The organism is uncultured Allofournierella sp. (assembly GCA_944382705.1).
Lineage (GTDB): Bacteria > Bacillota > Clostridia > Oscillospirales > Ruminococcaceae > Allofournierella.
Genome location: CALWNE010000044.1, coordinates 36,688 through 57,566, shown reverse-complemented (window position 1 = coordinate 57,566; position 20,879 = coordinate 36,688). Strand labels below are relative to the sequence as shown.

At 54.7% G+C, this 20,879-nt stretch carries 19 protein-coding genes and 1 tRNA gene; 2 read left to right on the top strand and 18 right to left on the bottom strand.

What is annotated here, in order from left to right; all coding sequences use genetic code 11:
- Positions 1-5: 5 nt before the first annotated feature.
- Genes ACH2EM_RS06625 through rsxC form a run of 3 tightly spaced genes read right to left on the bottom strand, consistent with a single transcriptional unit; the run spans position 6 to position 3,818 of the window.
- A complete protein-coding gene (locus tag ACH2EM_RS06625; RefSeq protein WP_395151349.1) occupies positions 6-1,478 on the bottom strand; it encodes an FMN-binding protein in 1,473 nt (490 codons plus the stop codon).
- A gap of 3 nt (positions 1,479-1,481) precedes the next feature.
- A complete protein-coding gene (locus ACH2EM_RS06620; RefSeq protein WP_395151348.1) occupies positions 1,482-2,513 on the bottom strand; it encodes an RnfABCDGE type electron transport complex subunit D in 1,032 nt (343 codons plus the stop codon).
- Positions 2,514-3,818 carry an electron transport complex subunit RsxC gene (rsxC, locus tag ACH2EM_RS06615; protein WP_395151347.1) on the bottom strand — a complete coding sequence of 435 codons (1,305 nt, stop codon included), beginning with the start codon at positions 3,816-3,818 and terminating at the stop codon, positions 2,514-2,516. It lies immediately after the preceding gene.
- Between the two features lie 486 nt (positions 3,819-4,304).
- Between rsxC and ACH2EM_RS06610 the strand changes: the two genes are divergently transcribed.
- On the top strand, positions 4,305-4,436 hold the full coding sequence (locus ACH2EM_RS06610; RefSeq protein ID WP_395151346.1) for a hypothetical protein: 132 nt from the start codon (positions 4,305-4,307) through the stop codon (positions 4,434-4,436).
- On the opposite strand, the gene ACH2EM_RS06605 is transcribed toward ACH2EM_RS06610, so the two are convergent.
- The 10 genes from ACH2EM_RS06605 to ACH2EM_RS06560 form a co-directional block, all read right to left on the bottom strand.
- On the bottom strand, positions 4,433-4,759 hold the full coding sequence (locus ACH2EM_RS06605) for a hypothetical protein (RefSeq protein ID WP_395151345.1): 327 nt from the start codon (positions 4,757-4,759) through the stop codon (positions 4,433-4,435). The two genes, ACH2EM_RS06610 and ACH2EM_RS06605, sit on opposite strands and share 4 nt — an antisense overlap.
- Before the next feature lie 44 nt (positions 4,760-4,803).
- A tRNA-Thr gene (locus ACH2EM_RS06600) sits at positions 4,804-4,879 on the bottom strand.
- A gap of 74 nt (positions 4,880-4,953) precedes the next feature.
- Entirely contained in the window at positions 4,954-5,814 is an 861-nt protein-coding gene (rsmA, locus tag ACH2EM_RS06595) for a 16S rRNA (adenine(1518)-N(6)/adenine(1519)-N(6))-dimethyltransferase RsmA (RefSeq protein WP_395151344.1), read from the bottom strand.
- 121 nt (positions 5,815-5,935) lie between these two features.
- Positions 5,936-7,288: a S41 family peptidase gene (locus ACH2EM_RS06590; protein ID WP_395151343.1), complete on the bottom strand. Its 1,353-nt coding sequence runs from the start codon at positions 7,286-7,288 to the stop codon at positions 5,936-5,938.
- Positions 7,289-7,483: 195 nt separating this feature from the next.
- A complete protein-coding gene (locus ACH2EM_RS06585; RefSeq protein WP_395151342.1) occupies positions 7,484-8,641 on the bottom strand; it encodes a murein hydrolase activator EnvC family protein in 1,158 nt (385 codons plus the stop codon).
- Between the two features lie 44 nt (positions 8,642-8,685).
- On the bottom strand, positions 8,686-9,594 hold the full coding sequence (gene ftsX / locus ACH2EM_RS06580) for a permease-like cell division protein FtsX (protein ID WP_395151341.1): 909 nt from the start codon (positions 9,592-9,594) through the stop codon (positions 8,686-8,688).
- Positions 9,591-10,295 carry a cell division ATP-binding protein FtsE gene (gene ftsE / locus ACH2EM_RS06575; protein ID WP_395151340.1) on the bottom strand — a complete coding sequence of 235 codons (705 nt, stop codon included), beginning with the start codon at positions 10,293-10,295 and terminating at the stop codon, positions 9,591-9,593. Before ftsE ends, ftsX begins: the two co-directional genes overlap by 4 nt.
- Positions 10,296-10,344: 49 nt before the next feature.
- The gene (locus tag ACH2EM_RS06570) at positions 10,345-11,427 is read right to left on the bottom strand and encodes a PucR family transcriptional regulator (protein ID WP_395151339.1); all 1,083 of its coding nucleotides are present in this window, start codon (positions 11,425-11,427) and stop codon (positions 10,345-10,347) included.
- 240 nt (positions 11,428-11,667) lie between these two features.
- Positions 11,668-12,393 carry a pseudouridine synthase gene (locus ACH2EM_RS06565; RefSeq protein ID WP_395151338.1) on the bottom strand — a complete coding sequence of 242 codons (726 nt, stop codon included), beginning with the start codon at positions 12,391-12,393 and terminating at the stop codon, positions 11,668-11,670.
- A gap of 372 nt (positions 12,394-12,765) precedes the next feature.
- Entirely contained in the window at positions 12,766-13,176 is a 411-nt protein-coding gene (locus ACH2EM_RS06560; RefSeq protein WP_395151337.1) for an RrF2 family transcriptional regulator, read from the bottom strand.
- Between the two features lie 417 nt (positions 13,177-13,593).
- Between ACH2EM_RS06560 and ACH2EM_RS06555 the strand changes: the two genes are divergently transcribed.
- The gene (locus ACH2EM_RS06555) at positions 13,594-13,968 is read left to right on the top strand and encodes a desulfoferrodoxin family protein (protein ID WP_395151336.1); all 375 of its coding nucleotides are present in this window, start codon (positions 13,594-13,596) and stop codon (positions 13,966-13,968) included.
- A 74-nt stretch (positions 13,969-14,042) separates the two neighbouring features.
- On the opposite strand, the gene ACH2EM_RS06550 is transcribed toward ACH2EM_RS06555, so the two are convergent.
- The 5 genes from ACH2EM_RS06550 to hrcA form a co-directional block, all read right to left on the bottom strand.
- Entirely contained in the window at positions 14,043-15,245 is a 1,203-nt protein-coding gene (locus ACH2EM_RS06550; RefSeq protein WP_395151335.1) for an MFS transporter, read from the bottom strand.
- 586 nt (positions 15,246-15,831) lie between these two features.
- The gene (gene dnaJ, locus ACH2EM_RS06545) at positions 15,832-17,010 is read right to left on the bottom strand and encodes a molecular chaperone DnaJ (protein ID WP_395151334.1); all 1,179 of its coding nucleotides are present in this window, start codon (positions 17,008-17,010) and stop codon (positions 15,832-15,834) included.
- 139 nt (positions 17,011-17,149) lie between these two features.
- On the bottom strand, positions 17,150-18,970 hold the full coding sequence (gene dnaK, locus ACH2EM_RS06540) for a molecular chaperone DnaK (RefSeq protein WP_395151333.1): 1,821 nt from the start codon (positions 18,968-18,970) through the stop codon (positions 17,150-17,152).
- A 130-nt stretch (positions 18,971-19,100) separates the two neighbouring features.
- Complete coding sequence (locus ACH2EM_RS06535; RefSeq protein WP_395151332.1) at positions 19,101-19,682, bottom strand: nucleotide exchange factor GrpE; 582 nt, start codon at positions 19,680-19,682, stop codon at positions 19,101-19,103.
- Positions 19,679-20,707: a heat-inducible transcriptional repressor HrcA gene (hrcA, locus tag ACH2EM_RS06530; protein WP_395151331.1), complete on the bottom strand. Its 1,029-nt coding sequence runs from the start codon at positions 20,705-20,707 to the stop codon at positions 19,679-19,681. Before hrcA ends, ACH2EM_RS06535 begins: the two co-directional genes overlap by 4 nt.
- Positions 20,708-20,879: the final 172 nt, after the last annotated feature.

Genomic DNA, 20,879 nt, shown 5'->3' with positions numbered 1-20,879 from the left:
TCCTTTCAGGATGCAAATCCGGCTGCATAAGCCTGAATGCATTTGCGAACTGCTTTCTTTACGCCCTTACTGCTTTCGGTGGCGCCAGCGGCGGCGTCCACGCCATCCAGGCTGGCCTCATCTGCAAGGCCCTGGTACTGGCTCAGGTAGCTTTCGGCCAATACCCGATCGCCAATGCCGGGGGTCTGGCCGGAAGCATCCACCCACACGCCGGTTACCGTGCCGTCGGCACCAAAGCCAACGCCAACCAGCAGCGGGCCGCTTTCGTATTCGTAGCCATTTGCCTGGGCAAACAGCACACAGCTGCCGTCGTCGCCCTGCCATGCCTCCTGAATGCCTTCCGGTGCAGTAATCTGCGTCAAGGCTGCGCCGGGAGCCAGAACCTGCTCTAGTGCTTCTTCCTTGGTAAGCACCACAGCAGTTTCAGCAGGGGCACTCTCGCTTTCCTCCGGCTCGCTGGAGGTGCTCTCCTCTGTCTGTGCCAAAGCAGCAGCAGAATCGGGATTCAGCGCCACATAGGCAGCAATGGCCTTGCGCACCGCTTTCTTTACGCCCTTGCTGCTTTCGGTGGCGCCTGCGACGGCATCCACACCATCCAGCCCAGGCTCGCCCACAATGCCGGTGTACTGGTCCAGATACTCCGCACTGGTTACCTGGTCACCAATGCCAGGGGTCTGGCCAGAGGCATCCACCCATACACCGGTGATTTCGCCCTGAGCATCAAAGCCCACCGCTACCACCAGCGGTGCCTGAGCGTATTCATAGCCCTGGTCCTGGGCGTAAATCACATAGCTTCCATTATCGCCCTGCCATACCTCGGTGGCCTTTTCCACCGGGTCAATCTGGGTCAGGGCAGCGCCCGGGGCCAGCATGGCCCGCACTTCTTCGGGAGTCATGGAGCTGGTGTCCACCTCCACGGTGGCCTGCTGGCCCAGTGCAACCTCATTAAAGCAGTTAATGGCTGCATTCACAGCGGCCAGTGCCGCCTTGGAAGAAACCGTTACACCGCTGATCATATCCACATCACCGGCTTGCAGCTGGCCAGACTTGCCCTCAAAGCTCTTGGCCAGTGCCTGGCCCTGGGCGTCGTTTGCATCCTCCAGCTTTTTGCCGTAACCGGCAGTCTCGCTGTTTTCCATAAATTTAACCTTCAGCACGGTGCCCTGGTCATCCAGCGCCACAACGGCGGGCACATTGCCGCCAAAGCCCTTGCCATAGGTCTCAAACACCCAGCCTGCGCCGTTGGTGGCTTTCAGCACCTTGGTCACATTGCTGGTGGCAAAATCGGTAATTTCCTCAAACCCGTCGGCCTCAGGCAGTACCTCCATGTAGGCTGCGTTGGCAGCCGCCTGAAGCTGCTGGGCAATCACAGGAGCGGTGAACTGGTTGGTCACAGCCAAAGCGCCGCTTGCCGCCATACAGATGACCACCAACACCACCACAGGCTTTAAAAAATTTTCCCAGGTGTTGTTTTTCATGGGTTATGCCGCTCCTTTCGCTTGTTTTTTTGCGCCCAAGGGCTTCTGTCGGGTCAAGTCGTTGATGTAGGGCACCAGCAGGTTCATAAACAAAATGGCGTAAGAAACGCCCTCTGCCATGTTGGCAAAGTCACGGATTGCAAAGGTAATCAGACCCAGGCCCAGGCCAAACACCAGCTTGCCCTTCAGGGTGAAGGGGCTGGTTACATAATCGGTAGCCATAAATACAGCGCCAAACAGCAAGCCGCCGCTGAGCACCTGGCGCAGAGCCAGGCTGCCGGCAGTAGCCAGGGCGGTGCCAAAGGCTGCCTCGGAACCCTGCATGGTTTCCACCAGGGTATGCAACAGGCTGAACAGCGCAAAGCTGCCCACATAAGCCACCGGAATGGCTGCGCTGATGGTGCGGCTGGCCACCAGCCATACAAAGCCAAGCAGAATAGCCACAGCGCAGGTTTCGCCCAGAACGCCGCCATGCACGCCCAGCAAAAGGTCCATAAGGGGGTACTGACCCAGCAGAGAGCTGCCGTCTGCTGCCACCGCCTGCAAAGGGGTGGCACTAGCCACTGCATCAATGCCGGTCAGAGTGTTCTGGGCAGCTTCCGGGTAGGTCCAGGCGGTCATGCGGGTACCAAAACCGGTAAACAGCACAATGCGGCCCACCAGGGCGGGGTTTACAAAGTTAAAGCCCAGGCCGCCAAACAGCTGCTTGGTTACCACAATGGCAATGAACGCACCCACAATGGCAATCCACAAGGGCAGCGTTACCGGGAAATTCAACGCCAGAATCAGGCCGGTTACCACAGCGGAGAGATCCCCCACCGGGCAGGGCTTTTTCATCAAACGGGTATACAAAAATTCAAACCCCACGCAGGCTGCGGTGGTAACACCAATCAGCAGCAGAGCGCGCAGGCCAAAAATCACGGTGCTTGCCACAACACAGGGCAGCAGAGCCAAAATCACACTGCCCATCAGCTTACGGGTGGAGGAATGATCCACCAGGTGAGGCGAAGCCGTAACCATCAAACGGTTCTCCATTTATTTCTGCTCCTCCTTTTGGGCAAATCGCTTTGCCAGGCTCATGGTCTGCGTCACCGGTCGCTTAGCCGGGCAGACATAGCTGCAGCTACCGCACAGCATACACAAATCCACGCAGAGCTGTTTCAGCGCTGCGTCGTCCTTTTTATTAAAGGCACCGGCAATCTGTACCGGAGCCAGACCCATGGGGCAGGCATCAATGCAGCGGCCACAGCGGATGCAGGGGCCCATTTCCGGCTTTTGTGCGGCGGACTGGCTCAGTGCCAACAGTCCGTTGGTCTGCTTAATCACGGGGCTCTCCAGGCTGGGCATGGAAACACCCATCATGGGGCCGCCGCTGATAAGCTTTGCCACCGGCTCCTTCAAGCCGCAGAACTCCAGCACCTGGCTGGCAGGGGTACCAATGGGCACCTCCACATTCTTGGGGCTGGCCACTGCGTCGCCATCCACGGTGACACGCTTTTTCACCAACGGCATACCGGTTTCCAGATAGCTGCCCAGCACAGACAGGGTGGTAACATTCATCACCACCACGCCCACATCTGCCGGCAGGCCACCCTGGGGCACCTCTGCACCGGTGAGTTTTTCCACCAGCACCTTTTCGGCACCCTGGGGGTAGTGGGCAGGCAGCACCTTTACACTCATACCAGGCACGGCGGCAGCCATCTGCTCCATTGCCTTGATGCACTGGGGCTTGTTGCTCTCAATGCCCATAATGCACTTGCTGATGCCCAGATGCTTCATCACCGCTTGGATGCCCTTCTGAATGGTATCTCCATGCTCCAGCATCTCCCGGGTATCCGAGGTAAGATAAGGCTCACATTCCGCAGCATTCACCAGCAGGGTGTGCAGGGTCTTTTTGCTGTCCAGCTTCACCGCAGTGGGGAAGCCAGCGCCGCCCAAGCCCACCAGGCCGCTGTTTCGCACGGCCTCCAGCAATTCCTGGCGGTTGGTCACCTTAGGGGCCTTAACGGAGGGATCCACCGTCTGCTGGCCGTCCGGCTCAATGGCCACAGCCATCACCGCTGTACCGGCAGCAGTGGTGTAGCTTTCCACCCCTGTAACCGTACCGGATACGCTGGAATAGATATTTGCGCTTACAGTGCCCTGTGCCTGGCCCACCAGGGTACCCACCTGCACTGCATCACCTTTTTTTACCACCGGCTCACAGGGTGTGCCGATGTGCTGCTGCATGGGCAGCAAAATTTTGCTGGGCAGCGGCATAACCACCGTTGCCTGGTCCGCTGTTGTTTTTGCGTGTGGCACCTTTGCACCCAGGGCCGCACGCTTCATTTTGTTAAACATGAATCGAACCTTCCTCCATTTACATACATACACCGTCTTTTGGGCGAAAAAAATCCCCTGACAAAAGACACTTTCTTCTTTATTTTAATTTTTTTTCAAAATCAAGTCAACATTTCCGGCGGCGTTGTAATCTTTTTAGCGGTTTTTTCCTGCCGGGGGATTCATCTGTCAAATTGTGGTCAATCTTCCCTGTTTTAAGGCAGCAGCGCAGCATTTCGGGTGCTGCAAACCGACGGACTTTTTTGTGAGACAAAAGCAAAAGCGCAACCAATCTTTGGTGGATTGGCTGCGCTTTTGCAAAACTCCTCACAAAAATGTTTGGCGCAATATCCCCTCTTAGCTGTTCGGCGTGCATTGCAGGGTGTTGCCCTGGCAATTTTGCCTTGGGATTCTGCCGGGTGCAGTCTACCATTTTATTCGGTTCCGTGGTATACTAAAGCAAACCAACACCACTGTGCTTGGCACATCGTAAAGGAGGCATATTGTATGAAAACCATGCTCAAGATTTTCGCCTTAATCTGCGCCGCTGCCGCCGCTGTACTGGGCCTCGCCCTCTTAAAAGAGGAAAATAGCTCTCAGTACATCCCCATTTATGACACTGACGACGATCTGTATTAATATTTTACTGCCTGCGGATTCACCGCAGGCTTTTTTGTTTTAACCCCAACGCCACCGCTCCATGGAACTTGCAATAGCAGCCCCGCACCGGCCGCCATACCGCTGCCGCAAAATGGCAGCTGCCAGCCTTCCCCCTGGGACAGGCCGGCAAATTTAGACCCTTCCGCTTTTTCAATGACCGTAAACAGGCATACCCACACCCAGGCGGCGGATTCAATGATGGGAATCGACTTAATTGGGCAGCTGATTTTGTTCGCTGATTTGCCTGGCCTATTTTTTGAGGTATTTTTAGCCAAAATTGAGGCATTGTCAAGATAACACAAAAAGCCCACAAACGGCTCTACAAGGCCATTTGTGGGCTTTTTTATGGAGCTGGTGGACGGATTCGAACCCCCGACCTGCTGATTACAAATCAGCTGCACTACCAGCTGTGCTACACCAGCGCAAAGCAAATTGCCCCCTAATTATAGCACCTTTTTGTGCTGGGAGCAACCCCCTACGCTGTATTTTTTGTGTTTTAATGGTTTTGCGCAAGGCATTCTTCCAGCCGGCACAAGTCCTCCAGGCTTAACTGCTCCGGCCGTACCGTGGGGCTCAGGCCTGCCTGCTCCAGCGCGGCCAGCACCTTTTCTTTGGGCAGGTGAAGTCCGCTGCTAATGGAGTTTGCCGCTGTCTTGCGCCGCTGGCTGAACGCCGCCCTCACCAGGGCAAAATAGGCCTGCTCGTTTTGGGGCTGAACTGCAGGCTGGCTGCGCACCGCCAGCTGAATCACTGCGCTGGTTACCTTCGGCGGCGGATAAAAGCTGCCCGGCTGCACCGTAAACAGCAGCTGGGGCTGGGCGTAATAGGCCACTGCATAGCTGATGGCACCGGCCTGCCGGGTTCCAGGCTCGGCACAAATACGCTGGGCTGCCTCCTTCTGCACCATTACGGTGATATGCTCAATGGGCAGTTTTTCTTCCAGCAGCCGCATCAAGATGGGGCTTGTGATGTAATAGGGCAGGTTGGCGCACACGGCCACCCGCAGGCCTGCAAATTTTTCCCGAATTAGGCCAGCCAAATCCACCTTGAGCACATCCTGCATCACCAGTTCAATGTTATCAAATTCAGCCAGCGTCTCCGCCAGCAAGGCCGGCAGGCGCTGGTCCACCTCGATTGCCACCACCTTGCTGGCCCGTTTTGCAAGTTCCTTGGTAAGCACGCCGATACCGGGGCCGATTTCAATTACGCCATAGCTTTCATCAATACCGGCTGCCTCCACAATTTTAGGGCAGATGCCGGGATTTACAATAAAGTTCTGTCCAAACCCCTTGGAAAGGGCAAAATCATGGCGGGCACACAGGTCCCGAATGGTGGAGATATCGGTAAGATTGGGCATAGACATCCGCCTTTCTTTTATGTGTTGTTGCGCAAAACAGCGCCCTGCCGCTTCGCTCCCTGTGGGGCAAGTGGGCAGAGCGCCGCCATTGTATTTGTTTTTGGGCAAAGCCCTGGCTCTCTTAGCCTTCGCCGCCCTCCTGGGGCTGGCTGTCTGCGGCAGACTCCTGGCTGGATGCACTCTCAGAGGTTTGTTCCTGTGCATCCTGGCTCTCAGCAGACTGCTCACTGTCTGCACCAGACTGCGAGCTGCTGGTGTTGCCGGCAGATACCGTTTCACCCGCCATGGTTTTGGCCACACCCAGTGCTTTCTGCACCTGGGTATCGCTTTCAACCGGCAGCAGTACGGTATCGGTGCCGTCGGTCTTGACAGCGGCCTCCACATCCACGGTCAGGCCGGTGCCATCAAAGCTGGTTCCGTCGGAAGTAAGCATCTTTGCAGTGGTAACTACCACGGCGCTGCCGTCGCTCATGCGGTGAGGTTCTGCCTGAATGGTGCCTTTGCCATAGGTAGTGGTACCTACCAGCTGTGCACCGCCCAGCTGACGCAGGCTAGCGGCAAACAACTCTGCACTGCTGGCGGTGTTGCCGTTTACCAGCACCACCATGGGCAGATCCACACTGCTTTCATCGCTGGAGCCCAGCAGCGTCTTTTCGCCATTTTTATCCTCGGCAAACACAATGTTGCCTTCCGGCACCAACTGGTCAATGCAGTTTACGGCCACATTCAGCAAACCGCCCGCATTATCCCGCACATCAAATACCAATGCCTTGGCGCCCTTGCTGTACAGCTCGCTCACCGCTTTGCTGAACTGGTTCTGGGTAGTGCCGTCAAAACGGTAAATCTTTACATAGCCATAGCTGTTATCCAGCATCTGAAATTCCACGCTGGGAATGGTGTATTTGCTTCGGTTAATGGTGTAATCGGTGGTAGTACCATCCGGGCTCATGTAGGTAATGGATACCTCGGTACCCGCCTCACCCTGCAAACGAGAGGTCACATTGGCAGCGGTCAGGCCCTTCACCTCAGAGCCATCAATGGCAGTAATGTAGCCGCCTACCTGCAATGCAAGCTCGGCTGCCGGGCTTGTATCATACACCTTGGTAATGCGGGCATAGCCAGAGGAATCCTTAATTACTTCCACACCAATGCCCATCAGGTTACCGTTTTGCAGTTCCAGCAAATCGGTGTATTGCTTGGCGGTGTAATAGGTAGCATTTTTATCGCCAATTCCCAAAATATACCCGTAACCCAGGGTATCGTACAGGGTTGCATCCTGAATGTCGCCATAATAATTAGCGCGCACATATTTATCAATTTCAGCCAGCTTGCTGTACATACTTTCCTTCTCTTTTACCGAAGGGATGGTACTGTCAAACAGTTGGCGTGCCAGAATCATGGTAACCGAAAAGGTCACCGTCATGGCAATGATAGCAATGGTCAGTGCCATGCTGATGGAAATTTTTTTATTCATGGGTTCACTTTGGCTCCTCCCTTTTGCAAGCTGGAAGGCGGCTGCTCAAACGCTGTAAATCAGCTGTATAAGCAAACCGCTGAACATGGACACCGCCATCAGCAGCGCAATGCCCAGGCTTACCGCCCGTACCAAAAATTTTGAGTCCTTGTTGTCCATACAACGCTCCTTGCGGCTTTACCCAGCCGCATGACTTCAGTAACTAATGTAGTTGCGGGGATTTTGGCGCACACCATTGATGCGCACCTCAAAATGCAGGTGGTTGCCGGTGGACCGGCCAGTGGAACCCACATAACCAATCACATCGCCCTTTTTAACCTTCTGGCCCACGCTGGCCGCAATGCTGCTCATGTGGGCATACAGCGTGGTCACGCCGTCCCCATTGTCCACCATGACCACATTTCCGTAGGTCCAGTGGCCGGTGGTGGATGAGACCGTCCCATCATGTGCTGCATAAATGGGCGTGCCGCCAGGGGCCGCAATGTCCATGCCTTTGTGGCCGGTCATAATAACGCCGTTCACATTCTGGGTGGCCCCAAACTCGGTGGTCACGGTTCCCTGAATCGGCAGGGGCCAGCAAAATCCTTCGGCGGACTGGCCGCTGCCCTGGGAGGCCTGGCTTCTGACCCATGCCTCATACTGCTGTTCGGCTTCATCGGCCTTTTTCTGCTGCTCTGCCACCACCTGGGCCTGAGCCTTTGCCTGTGCCTCCACCTGAGAGATGGCTGCATCCTGCTGCTGAATGCTCAAGGCGTATTCCGCTTCTTTTGCTTCCAGATTCTGCTGTGCCTGTTCCAGTTCTGCCCTATCCTGCTCCAACTTTTCCTGCTTCTGTTGCAGAGCGTCCTTTTCCTGGTTCATTTCCTCCAAAATCGAGAGGTCCTGCTGGCTGATACTCTGCAAGCTGTTGGAATAGCTTAGCAGGTCATAAAGACTTTGCGCACTGGCAATCATGGCAACCATGCCTGTGTCATGCATCATCTGCATGGCCTTCATCCGCTCACAAAACCCGTCCCACCGCTCATCAATGAGCGCCTGCTGGTCTGCAATGGCCTGCTGCTGCACAGCAATCTCACTAATTTTCTGGTTTACCTGGTCAATGGTATGGCTGATTTGGCTTTTGATGATGGCCTGCATATTCTCCAGGCTTTGTTTGGTTTGCTCTTCTTTTGCCTGCTGTGCCTTAATCTGCTCGTAGCACGCTTTCTCTTCTTCCAGCTTCTGCTCAGCCTGCTGCCACTCCGATTTGTAGTCTGCATAAACAGCAGCTGTACCGGAACAGCTAAATACAATACACCCAGCAGCGACTGCTGCCACCAGGCGCTTGCACCAAAGAGCAAGTGAGTTTTTCATAGGGCAGCTCCTTCATTTCAAAACATCCTAACAACCATAAAAACTTATACTTTCAAATGTTTGCGCACCGAGGTGGCAGTGCCCAGGCTGCCCAGCAGGCTGCCAAAGACCAAAAAGCCCCCCAGCACCATCCACCAAACCTGATCCATGGGCAGCAGCACCGCAGTTGCCATGCTGCTCCAAAAGCCAGCAAACAGGTTGGTATTCATCAAAAGCAGGTAGTACCCACCCAGCACCAAACCGCTGGACAGCGCTCCTGCAATCAGGCCCACCGCAATGCCTTCCACAAAGAAAGGCATCCGGATAAATGTATTGGTAGCACCCACATACTTCATGATATTAATTTCTTTACGGCGGGCAAACACGGTAAGGCGAATGGTGTTGCTGATTACCACTACGCTCACGCAGCCCAATACAACCACCAGGCCGATGCAGCCATACATGACCACATTGTTTACATTCACAACCACATCCGAAAGCTCAGCGGGAGCCACTACCTCCTGCACGCCTTCAATGGCCTGAATCTGGGGCAGGATTTCATCCAGCTGTGCCACATCTTCCAGCACAACACGGTAGTTTACAGCCAGGGGGTTTTGCTCTCCTTCCAGCACATCCAGCAGATAGGCTTTTTCTCCCATAGACTTTTTGAGCCGCTGGAGGGCCTCATCCTTGGAGATATACTCCAATTCCTTGATGCCACTGATGGAGCGCAGCTGCCCATCCAGCTGGGCCAGCGTATTTTCATCCAAATCTTCCTGGGGGTATACCACCATTTCATTCTGGCTGCGCAGGTAGCTCATCATGCTGTTCATGTTCATGGTAAACAGTCCTGCAATGCCGGTAATAATCAGGCAAACGGTAAGTACACCCACGCTGGCAAAGGTCATCAGCCGGTTGCGCAGCAAACTGTGCAGTCCCTGACCGGTCAGATATTTAAAGCTGGACCACTTCATGCCTGCACCTCCTCTTCCTGCAAGAAATCATCGGTGTTATCGGCAGAGTCACCCACCACATTACCGCGGTTGATGGTGATCACACGCTTGTTAAAGTGCCGGGCCAGCTCATGTTCATGGGTTACTACCACAACGGTAACGCCCACGCTGTTAATGGCGTTCAGCAGCTCCATCATCTCCAGGCTCAGCTCTGGGTCAATGTTGCCGGTAGGTTCGTCTGCAATAATCAGCTGGGGGCTGTGCACCAGCGCACGGGCCAGAGCAACACGCTGCTGCTCACCGCCGGAAAGCTCTTCCGGGTATTTGTTCATCTTTTCCGAAAGGCCCACCAGGCTGAACACATAGGGCACACGGCTGGCAATCTTCTTTTCGGGGATGTTGGTCACACGCATTGCAAATGCCACATTTTCGTAGGCGGTCATGCTGGGAATCAGGCGGAAATCCTGAAATACCACACCCATGTTGCGGCGCAGGTAAGGTACATCCCGCTCCTTCATGCGGCTCAAATCCTTACCGTCCACATACACACGCCCGCTGGTAGCCTTCTCCTCCCGAAGGATGAGTTTCAAAAAGGTGGACTTACCTGCGCCGGAATGGCCCAGCACAAATACAAATTCACCTTTTTTAATATGGAGGCTTACATTTTTCAGTGCGGTGTTGCCTCCTGGGTACACCTTGGAAACACGGTCAAATACTATCATATCGTCCTCTTGCTTTATCTCTGGTCAACCGGTCAAGCACGGAAAATGCTTAGTATTTTGCAGGGTTGGCACTGAGGTATTTTTTAACCATCAGGGCCACCTTAAACACGATGGCATCGTCAAACTCCCGCAGATCCAGACCAGTGAGTTTTTTAATTTTTTCCAGTCGGTACACCAGAGTATTGCGGTGCACAAACAGGCCACGGCTGGTTTCGGACACATTCAGGTTGTTCTCAAAGAACCGCTGAATGGTAAACAGAGTTTCGTTGTCCAGGCTTTCGATGCTGCCCTGCTTGAACACCTCCCGCAGGAACATTTCACACAGGGTGGTGGGCAGCTGGTAAATCAAGCGGGCAATGCCCAGATTATCGTAGCTGATAATGGACTGCTCGGTATCAAATACCTTGCCCACCTCCATGGCAACCTGAGCTTCCTTAAAGCTGGCAGCCAGGTCTTTTACATTGACGATGGGGGTTCCAATACCAATCACTGCTTTGATGTAGTGCTCGCCAGAGAGGGTATCCACAATGCTGGAAGCCAGTTTTTCCAAATCCCGCTGGTCGATGCCTTTTTTAATCTCCTTCACCAGCACGGTGTCGGTTTCGCTGATGTTGAACACAAAGTCCTTCTGCTTATCCGGGAACAGGCCGCTGACCACATCATAGGCAGAAATATCTGTACCGGAGGTCACCCGAATCAAAAACACTACACGGGAAACATCGGTGACAAAATGCAGTTCTCTGGCCTTGGCGTAGATATCGCCGGGCAGGATGTTATCCAGCACCACATTTTTGATGAAGTTGGTTTTATCGAACTTTTCATCGTGGTACTGCTTGATGCTCTGCAAACTGATGGACAGCAGACTTGCAAACTGAGCAGCCGTTTCATCTGCGCCTTCCACAAATACCGCATAGTCGTTGTGCTTGTTGGCGCTGAACTGATGGTAGCTGAAGCCATCCTTTACAAAGGTGTCGCTCACCAGCCGCTCAGCAGCAAACCCATCCCGCACTTCACCAATGCTATTGAGGTCCGAACAGGCAATAATGGCGCCGTTGTCATCCGTAACACCCACAACGCGGCCGATGGCATCCTTCATCTGACAGACTACACCTTGAAATACTCTGTTAGCCATAATTTGCTCCCCTTTTTTGATGGTTCTCGTTTCCACAATCCTATATTTTGTTATTTTTGAACAATTATAAACAATGTCTGTGTATATTTTACACAAGAGCATCTACTTTTGCAACATATTTGAGCAAAATATTATTGGGTTTATTGTGTACTTTTAAAGGACATCCAGGGCTACATTTTTACAGCCCTTTTAGCCTATTCTAAAAATGTGTGTATTTTTTGAACAAATATTGAAATCCCTTCATTTCCCAGGGGTTATGCCACTGGCTTTGGCAAGCTGTTCCACTTCCTGGGCGGTCATTTCCCGCCATTGGCCCGGCGCAAGGCTGTCATCCAGCCGCACCTCTCCAATAGCGCTGCGGTGCAGCTGGTCCACGCCCGCTCCCAGCACTCCAAACATCCGCTTGATTTGGTGGTATACTCCCTGGCGCAGCACAACCTGAGCCGCCATAGGGTCCTGAGGGTCAGGCAGCAGCCGGGCCGGCAGCATGGTATGGCCATCTGCAAGGGTTACTCCCTGCTCAAAGGCCTGCACCATTTCCTGCGTCACTGGAGTATCCAACCGCACCCAATAGGTTTTGGGTACATGGCGCTTTGGTGCAAGGATGGCGTGTGCAAAAGTGCCGTCATCGGTCAGCAGCACAAAGCCCGTGCTTGTTTTATCCAGCCGCCCTGCAGGAAACAGCTGCCTTCTGGGGAATGCCTCCTTTACCAGGTCCACCACAGTGGTATCCCGCCGGTCGGTGCTAGCGCTCACTACTCCCTGAGGCTTATGTAGCATCAGGTACACAAACTGCCGATGTTCCAGCTGCTGGCCTGCTGCTGCCACCTCATCCTGGGGCTTTAAGGCCGTATCTGCCTTTTTGCACACCTGGCCATTTACCAAAACGGCACCCCGGGCAATGCGGGCTCTCGCCTCGCTTCGGGTAAGCTGCATAGCCTGTGCTACATATTTATCCAAACGCATCGGTTCATTCTCCTTGCTGTGCGTTAAGCCTTGCTTGCATTCTCTTTGTTAAAACGAGCATGTTCCTTGTATTATAGCATAAAGCGTGGCGTATTGGTAGAACGCTGCGCCAAATTTAGGGCCGCACCGCATAATTCCAGATGGCGGAGCGTGCCCAATTTTTTCGCAACAGAACCCCTAAAAAGCAGCCAATCCTTGCGGGACTTGCAAGCATTTCACAAAACCATTGCCAAGAATTTTTGCTTGATGCTCCCCCCTTTTTCGCCTTTCAGCATAAGCTGGGCGGTGCTGCCTTCAATGTTTTGCCCCAAACAAACCAAAACCCCCTGTTCCGCAGTTTTAAACTGGGAACGGGGGGCTGTTTTCCTCAATTCAGCAAGCAGAAGCTTCCACCAGCTGATTTATTTTGATGCTGCGCATGAACTGCTCCATCTGCTGCTGAATCTGATTAAAGCAATCTTCCACAGCATGCAGCGCCTTTTCCACCTCTGTTTCAGCCGAGCTGATGTCCTCAGACCGGCTCAGTGCCAGGCAGTCTTCCATACAGTCCACAATGTCAAACAGGCTGATTTCATCCACCTTGCGGCAGAGCTTATGCCCGCCCATCACACCGCTGCGGGCGCTTACAATACCGGCCTTTTTCAAACGGCTCAACACACGGGGTACAACATTTTCGGGCACATTGGTAGCTGCGGCAATGCGGCCTGCCTGCACATATTCCTGATGCTGCGCCAAAAACAATACGCAGCGAATGCCGTAATCTGTTTCCAATCGTAATCTCATAGTGGTGTCCTCATCTTTCTTCGCCAAAGGTAAATAGAACCCATTATTGTTCTTAAGCAAAGCTTAAGAACAATACGGGGTACCCCGTATTCGATTTTTATTTACCAAAAATTTCCACTACCCCGGAGATCTGCACATCCCGGGGTAGTGGTGCTGCATTCCGAACTCAACTTAAATAGCACTGCTCAGCCCGCAGTGTATTATTAAAATAATAGGTACTATCTTGCCTTTTTATCGTAAAATTTTTTGTCTTTTTTGTCAATCCATTTTTGTGTAATATTTGTTAATTTGTACAAAAACTCATCTTAATGCTTATTTTATCCCTACACCACATATTTCTATTGCTTTTTATTTCCAATCGGTATACACTAAATTAAACAATTCCTTAAAAGGACTATATACAAGGAGGGTTTTTCCATGGATTTCTATATTTGTGACCACTGCAAAAATGTTGTAACCTACCAAACCAACAAAGGCGTGCCCATTGTATGCTGCGGCGAAAAAATGCACAAACTGGTTCCCGGCTCGGTGGATGCCGCCCAGGAAAAGCATGTTCCTGTGGTGGAGCAGGATGGCCAGACCGTTCGGGTGCAGGTGGGCAGTGTAATCCATCCCATGACGCCGGAGCACCTGATTGAGTGGATTATTCTGGAAACCAATCTTGGCTATCATCGCCGCACCCTCACCGCTCAGGACGCTCCTCAGGCCCAGTTCCAGCTGGCAGAGGGCGAAGTGCCCGCCGCTGTTTACGAATACTGCAACCTCCATGGCCTGTGGATGACTCAGCTGTAAGCGGCTCTCTTTTCTTTATCTCACAAAGCAAAACCAGCCAGCCGTTTGTTACGGCTGGCTGGTTTTTACTTTATTTATAAGCGGTTGTTTTTCTTGCCTGCAAAAAAGCACCAAAGCGCTCCGCCCAGTGCGGCCAGTGTTAAAAAGCAGGTCCCAAATATCGCCAGACCCCACCCAAATCCAAAGCTTTGGCAGAGCTGCCCCATCAATGGGCTAACTGGCAGCATGACTGTGCTGTACACCATGCTTTGTACGCTCACCAGGGTGGCTCGCTGGCTGCTGGCCAGCCGTTGGTGCAGCCAGCTGCTGACCCGAATTTCCATGGCTCCATCCATCAGACTAGCCAGGCCGCCGCCCAGCAGCGCCAACCCAAGCCTGGGCGCACCGGCTACCGCAATTCCAACCCCGATGGCCGCGCAGCTTGCCACCGCCCAGTGGGCAAACCCCTTTTTGCTGCGGCCAGCCATCCAGGCACCCAGCGCACCCAGCAAAGGAACGCAGGCCAAAACCGCACCCAGCCCATTGCCGGACAGCTGCAAGCTGGTGAGATGCTGCTGCATGAGTTGCAGCCCAAAATAGGCACAACAACCCTCCAAGCCGCTTAACACCATTACAGCTGCCACCACAGGGTTATGGAACAAAAACCCTATGCTGTGCTTTATGTGGTTGCAAATTGCTTTTGGCACAGACAGTGCCGCTAGGTTGCTTTCGGTTTGTCTGTTGCTGTCTGGCTCCTGCAAGGCCAAGCTCAGGCAAAGCCCCAGTACCGAAGCGGCAATCCCCAAGGTATAGGCATTGCGCCAGCCCATCCAAAGGGTTAGGCCTGCCAGCAGGGTACAGGCAGTTTCCATCATGCGGCCCAGAGCACTCAAACGGCCTGCAAGGCCAGCGTATCGCTGCGGGCACCCTGCCTGCAGCAGGCTCTCGTACACCAGAGCTTCCTGGGTGCCGCTGGCCAGATTGTAGGCCAGTGCCGTGGCCCCCATGGCCAGGCACACCCCCAGCATCCCTTGGCTGGCCAGCATACACAGGCCGGAGAGTGCCCCTACCCCATAAGAAAGGGCCAGGGTGCGTTTGCGTCCTATAAAATCCGCCAGCATACCGCTGGGCACCTCACAGCAAAAACTTACCAGGTGAAAAAACCCTTCTGCCAGACCAATTTCCCCCAGAGAGAGCCCTCTGCCCGCCAGCAGAACCACCCAAATGGGGCCCGCCAGCCCAAACCGGCCAACCAGAGCCAGTGCGTACAAGATGCGAAGTTGTCGTTGTAAATTCATAAAAAAAATTCCTTTCGTTGCAGGCTGCATCTGCGCAAACACGCAGATGGTCAGCCGGACTTTACAGCCCCTTTTTTCAACGAAAGGAATTTGGATTCATATTTTGCAGCACGGCGCAGCCAAACCCAGCCGCGGCACTTACCAAAATGCCAACAGCAGCAAGGTCAATCGGCTGCATCTAACCGGTCAATTCCATCCCATACGCTAAAAAAGGGCGCACTTCTAGACGGAAGAGCCAAATCGTTGCCTTTTTGAACCCGCAGGTTACGCATTTTCCAGCCCATGGGTACACCCTCCTTTGCTCCGGAAATCCCGGTAACTATTGTTATTTTACCATATATCCTTGTGCTTTGTCAAAGTAAATTCGCTCTCTATCCGCCTCCCGCTTTTTGCCCGGGGGCAGAGCAATTCTGCTTGGTTTTCAGCGCAAAAAACCGGCCCTCTCCCACACCCAAAGGCGTGCGGCGAGGGCCGGCGCTTATGTTCGGTTGTGCTGCAAAAAGATGGATTCCCTGGCAGCCAAGCTATGGTTCATGCCAGCCCCTGTGCCTATACCAAGGGCTGGAGACACACCCTATACAAAATGTTATTTCTTGTCGAACATATCCTTTAAGTTTTTAAAGAACCCCTTACGCTGCTCATAGTTTTCATCCTTGAGGGTATCCTCAAAGGCTTTCAGAGCCTCACGCTGGGAGCGGGAGAGCTTTTTGGGAATCTCCACATTCACCTTCACATACTGGTCACCACGACCACGGCCGCCCAGGTAGGGCACGCCCTTGCCCCGCATCCGGAAGGTTGCACCGCTCTGGGTTCCTTCAGGCACATTGTACTCCACCTTGCCGTCCACAGTGGGCACCTCAATGGCGGCACCCAAAACTGCCTGGCTAAAGGTAATGGGCACATGGACCCATACATCGTAGTTATCCCGCTCAAACATGGGGTCGGGGCGCACGGTCACAATGACGATTACATCGCCAGCAGGGCCGCCGTTCACCCCTGCATCACCCTGACCACGGAGCGCAATGCTCTGGTCATCGTTGATGCCGGCGGGAATGTTCACCTCCAGGGTCTTGCGTACGCTCACCTTGCCACTGCCATGGCAGTGACCGCAGGGTGTTTTTACAATGGTACCCTTGCCGCCGCAGCGGGAACAGGGCTGACGCTGCTGCATCACCATACCACCCATGCGGATGTTACGGGTAACCTGGCCGCTGCCGTTGCAGTCCGGGCAGGTTTCGGGGCTGGTGCCCTTGGCAGCACCGCTGCCACCGCATTCGGTGCAGGTATCCTGCTTGGTGATGTTGATGGTTTTGGTGCAGCCGTGTACAGCCTCCATAAAGCTGAGGGTCACGCCCACCCGCACATCGGCACCCTTACGGGGTGCGTTGGGGTTTGCCCGGCCACCAAAGCCGCCGCCGAACCCACCGCCAAAGATGTCGCCAAAAATATCTCCCAGGTCCACACCGCCGAACCCGCCGCCAAAGCCGCCAAAGCCGCCGCCGAACCCGCCTGCTCCGGCACCTGCGCCATAGTTGGGGTCCACACCGGCAAAGCCGAACTGGTCGTACCGGGCGCGTTTTTCCTTATCGCTCAGCACCTCGTAGGCTTCGTTCACCTCTTTGAAGCTGGCCTCCGCAGCCTTATCGCCCGGGTTCAGGTCCGGGTGATACTTTTTGGCCTGTTTGCGGTAGGCGGACTTCAGTTCGCTGTCTGTGGCGTTTTTGGCCACGCCCAGCACTTCGTAATAATCCCGTTTATCTGCCATCGTATTGTCACCTCAAGCCCGCCGGGCGGGCCTTTTCTTGTGGAATTGCAAAGTGCCGCCCCAGCGGCTGGCCACAGACACTATGGGTGGAACCCTGTGGGCGCTGGGCCATAAGCCGGGGCGGCTTTTTATTCAACCATTAAACTTCCTTAAAATCGGCATCAATCACGCCGTCATCGCCGGGGGTGCCAGCGGTGCCCTGGGCTTCCTGTGCGCCCTGAGCAGCCTGTGCATTCTTGTACAGCTCCTCGCTGATGGCATAGAATGCCTTCTGCACTTCCTCCTGCTTTGCCTTGATGGCCTCGATGTCGGTGCCCTTCAGAGCTTCCTTCAGCTCAGCCAGCTTGGACTCTACCTCAGCCTTCTTGGCTGCGTCCACCTTGTCGCCCAGCTCGTTCAGGGTCTTTTCGGTCTGGAACACCAGCTGGTCGGCATTGTTGCGGGTGTCGATGTCCTCGCGCTTCTTCTTGTCCTCAGCAGCAAACTGCTCGGCCTCACGCACAGCCTTTTCGATGTCGTCCTTGCTCATGTTGGTGGAAGCAGTGATGGTGATGCTCTGCTCCTTGCCGCTGCCCAGGTCCTTGGCACTTACATGCACAATGCCGTTTGCGTCGATGTCGAAGGTAACCTCAATCTGGGGCACGCCACGGGGAGCTGCGGGGATGCCATCCAGCTTGAACATACCCAGGCTCTTGTTGTCGGCAGCCATCTCACGCTCGCCCTGCAGAACATTTACCTCAACGCTGGGCTGGTTGTCGGCAGCGGTGGAGAAGATCTGGCTCTTCTTGGTGGGGATAGTGGTGTTGTGCTCAATGATCTTGGTGCATACGCCGCCCAGGGTCTCGATGCCCAGGCTCAGGGGGGTAACATCCAGCAGCAGGATGCCGCCCACTTCCTTGTTCAGCACGCCGCCCTGGATAGCAGCACCAATGGCCACGCACTCGTCGGGGTTGATGCCCTTGAAGGGCTCGCAGCCCATCTCCTTCTTAACAGCTTCCTGTACGGCAGGAATACGGGTAGAACCGCCCACCAGCAGCACCTTGCCCAGCTCGCTGGGACGCAGGCCAGCATCCTGCAAAGCCTTACGCACAGGCACCATGGTGCGCTCTACCAGGTCGGCAGTCATGCTGTCGAACTGAGCACGGGTCAGGGTCATATCCAGGTGCTTGGGGCCGGTTGCGTCGGCAGTAATGAAGGGCAGGTTGATGGCAGTGGAGGGCACGCCGCTCAGCTCAATCTTAGCCTTCTCGGCAGCTTCCTTCAAACGCTGTGCAGCCATCTTGTCGTTGCGCAGGTCAATGCCGTTCTCCTTCTTAAACTCATCGGCCATCCAGTCAATGATGCGCTGGTCGAAGTCGTCGCCGCCCAGGTGGGTGTCACCGTTGGTGGCCAGAACCTCGGTCACGCCGTCGCCCATCTCGATGATGGAAACGTCAAAGGTACCGCCGCCCAGGTCATATACCATGATTTTCTGGTCGGCATCCTTGTCTGCACCGTAGGCCAGAGCAGCAGCGGTGGGCTCGTTGATGATACGGCGTACATTCAGGCCGGCAATGGTGCCTGCGTCCTTGGTTGCCTGACGCTGGCTGTCGTTGAAGTAAGCAGGTACGGTGATAACAGCCTCGGTCACAGTTTCGCCCAGGTAAGCCTCAGCATCTGCCTTCAGCTTTGCCAGAATCATGGCGCTGATCTGCTGGGGGTTGTAGTCCTTGCCGTCGATGTCCACCTTGTAGTCGGTGCCCATGTGACGCTTAATGCTGATGATGGTGCGCTCGGGGTTGGTGATAGCCTGACGCTTTGCCACCTGACCTACCAGACGCTCGCCGGTCTTGGTGAAGCCCACCACACTGGGGGTGGTGCGGGCGCCTTCGGCGTTGGCGATTACAACGGGTTCGCCGCCTTCAATAACGGATACACAGCTGTTGGTCGTACCCAGGTCAATACCAATAATCTTGCTCATAATCGTTCTCTCCTTCAATGAATGCTTTCAATGTGTTAAACGGTGCCGCCTTTTACCGGGAACCATGGCTGTTATGCCAGCCCTGTAAAAGCAGCTTCGGAATTGCTTGGTTTGCGTTAAAAACAGCGGACTACTCGGCCACCACAACGGTTGCGTGGCGAACCACCTTGTCGTCCAGCTTGTAGCCTTTCTGGAATACCTGTACCACGGTGCCGCTCTCCTGGCCTTCGCCAGCAGGCTGCTGCATCACAGCACTGTGCAGCTCCGGGTCAAAAGGCTGGCCCAATGCGGGGATTTCCTCCACCTTCAGTACCTTAAAGGCCTGGGTGGCTTTATCCAGGGTCATGAGCACGCCTTTTTTGTAGTTCTCATCCTCGGTGGGAGCGTTGGCGGCCATATCCAGGGTATCCAGAATACCCAAAATCTGATTGACCGCAAACCCTACGCCGTTGTTAAAGGCTGCGTCCTTCTCCCGGCCGGCCCGCTTGCGGAAGTTCTCGTATTCTGCGGCAATGCGCATCATCTGTTCCTTGGCGGCTTCCGCTGCCTTCTGGGCAGCTTCCAGCTGGGTCTTTACTGCCTCCAGTTCTGCCTGGGGGTCTTTGGGCTGAGCGGTGGTTTCCTCCGCTGGGGTTTGTTCTGCTGCGGTTTCTTCCACCTGCTGCTCTACCTGTTCTTCCAGGTCCATTTCCTGCTTGATGTCTTGGTTCATGGGTTTTCCTCCTGTACCTTGCCAGCCATGCACTCGCCCAGCTTTAAGGCATAATATTCCAAAATGGGAATGAGTTGTTCAAACGGCATCCGGGCCGGGCCCAGTATCGCAATGGCGCCGGTCAATCCGCCCCCTGCCAGATACCGCTTGCTCACCACACAAAAACCGGGCAGCGGGCTTTGGATATCCTCACCCAGCAGCACGGTGGTGCGGCCGGTGCGGGGGGTAATCAGCCTACCGGCCTGTTCCTGGTTTGCAAAAACCTCCAGTACACTGGGCAGGTTGGGGGTCAGTTCCGGCCAGCGCAGCAGATACTGCTGGCCTTCCAAACAGGTGCGGGCTTTTGCCGCCTCATCCAGCAGGGCTGCGGCTGCATTCACCACCGGATAAAAATCCATGCTGCGGGCACCCATCTGCTGGGCTACGCTGTACAGCAGCGTTTGGTTCAAATCCGCCGGCGCCACAAAGGTAAGCCCCTGGTTCAGGGCCGCTGCCGCCAGCTGTGCATCCTGCCGGGAGAAGGCTTTTTCCAGCCTTGCCACCCGGGTGAGAACACCGCCTGCGCTGGTAACTCCCAGCACCGCTGCGGAATACCGGCCTACCTGCACTACTTCAAAATGAGCAATGCACAAATCATCGGAACGGGGGGTGGTGGCTGCCACTGCAAACCCCACCTGCTCGGCCAGGGCCTTTGCGGCCCCGCTGGCCAGCCGTTCCGGCTCATGATCCAGGGTTGCAAATATCCGGTCAATTTTTGCCTTCTGGGCTGTGCTCAATCCGCTGGTGGGACGCATCAGATGATCCAGATAGTACCGATAGCCCTTGGCGCTTGGCACCCGCCCGGCGCTGGTGTGGGGCTGTTCCAGAAGGCCCAGCTTGGTAAGGGCGGCCATCTCGTTGCGCAGGGTTGCGCTGGAATAGGCCGTGTCCAGATACTGACTCAGGGAACCGGAACCAACCGGTTCACCGCCTTGGGTGTACAGGGCAACAATGGCCTCCAGCACACGCTGCTTTCGATCGTCCATGGGCATTGCCCTTCACCTCGTTTTCCTTCGTTTTAGCACTCAATGTATCTGAGTGCTAAATTTATTGTACTCCATTTTACAGCGGTGTCAAGGGTTCGTGCAAAAAAAATTGCAAGTTTCATGGTTTGTTCACAATCCGCCCCGGGGTCGGGCAAAAAAACACGGGCACCCC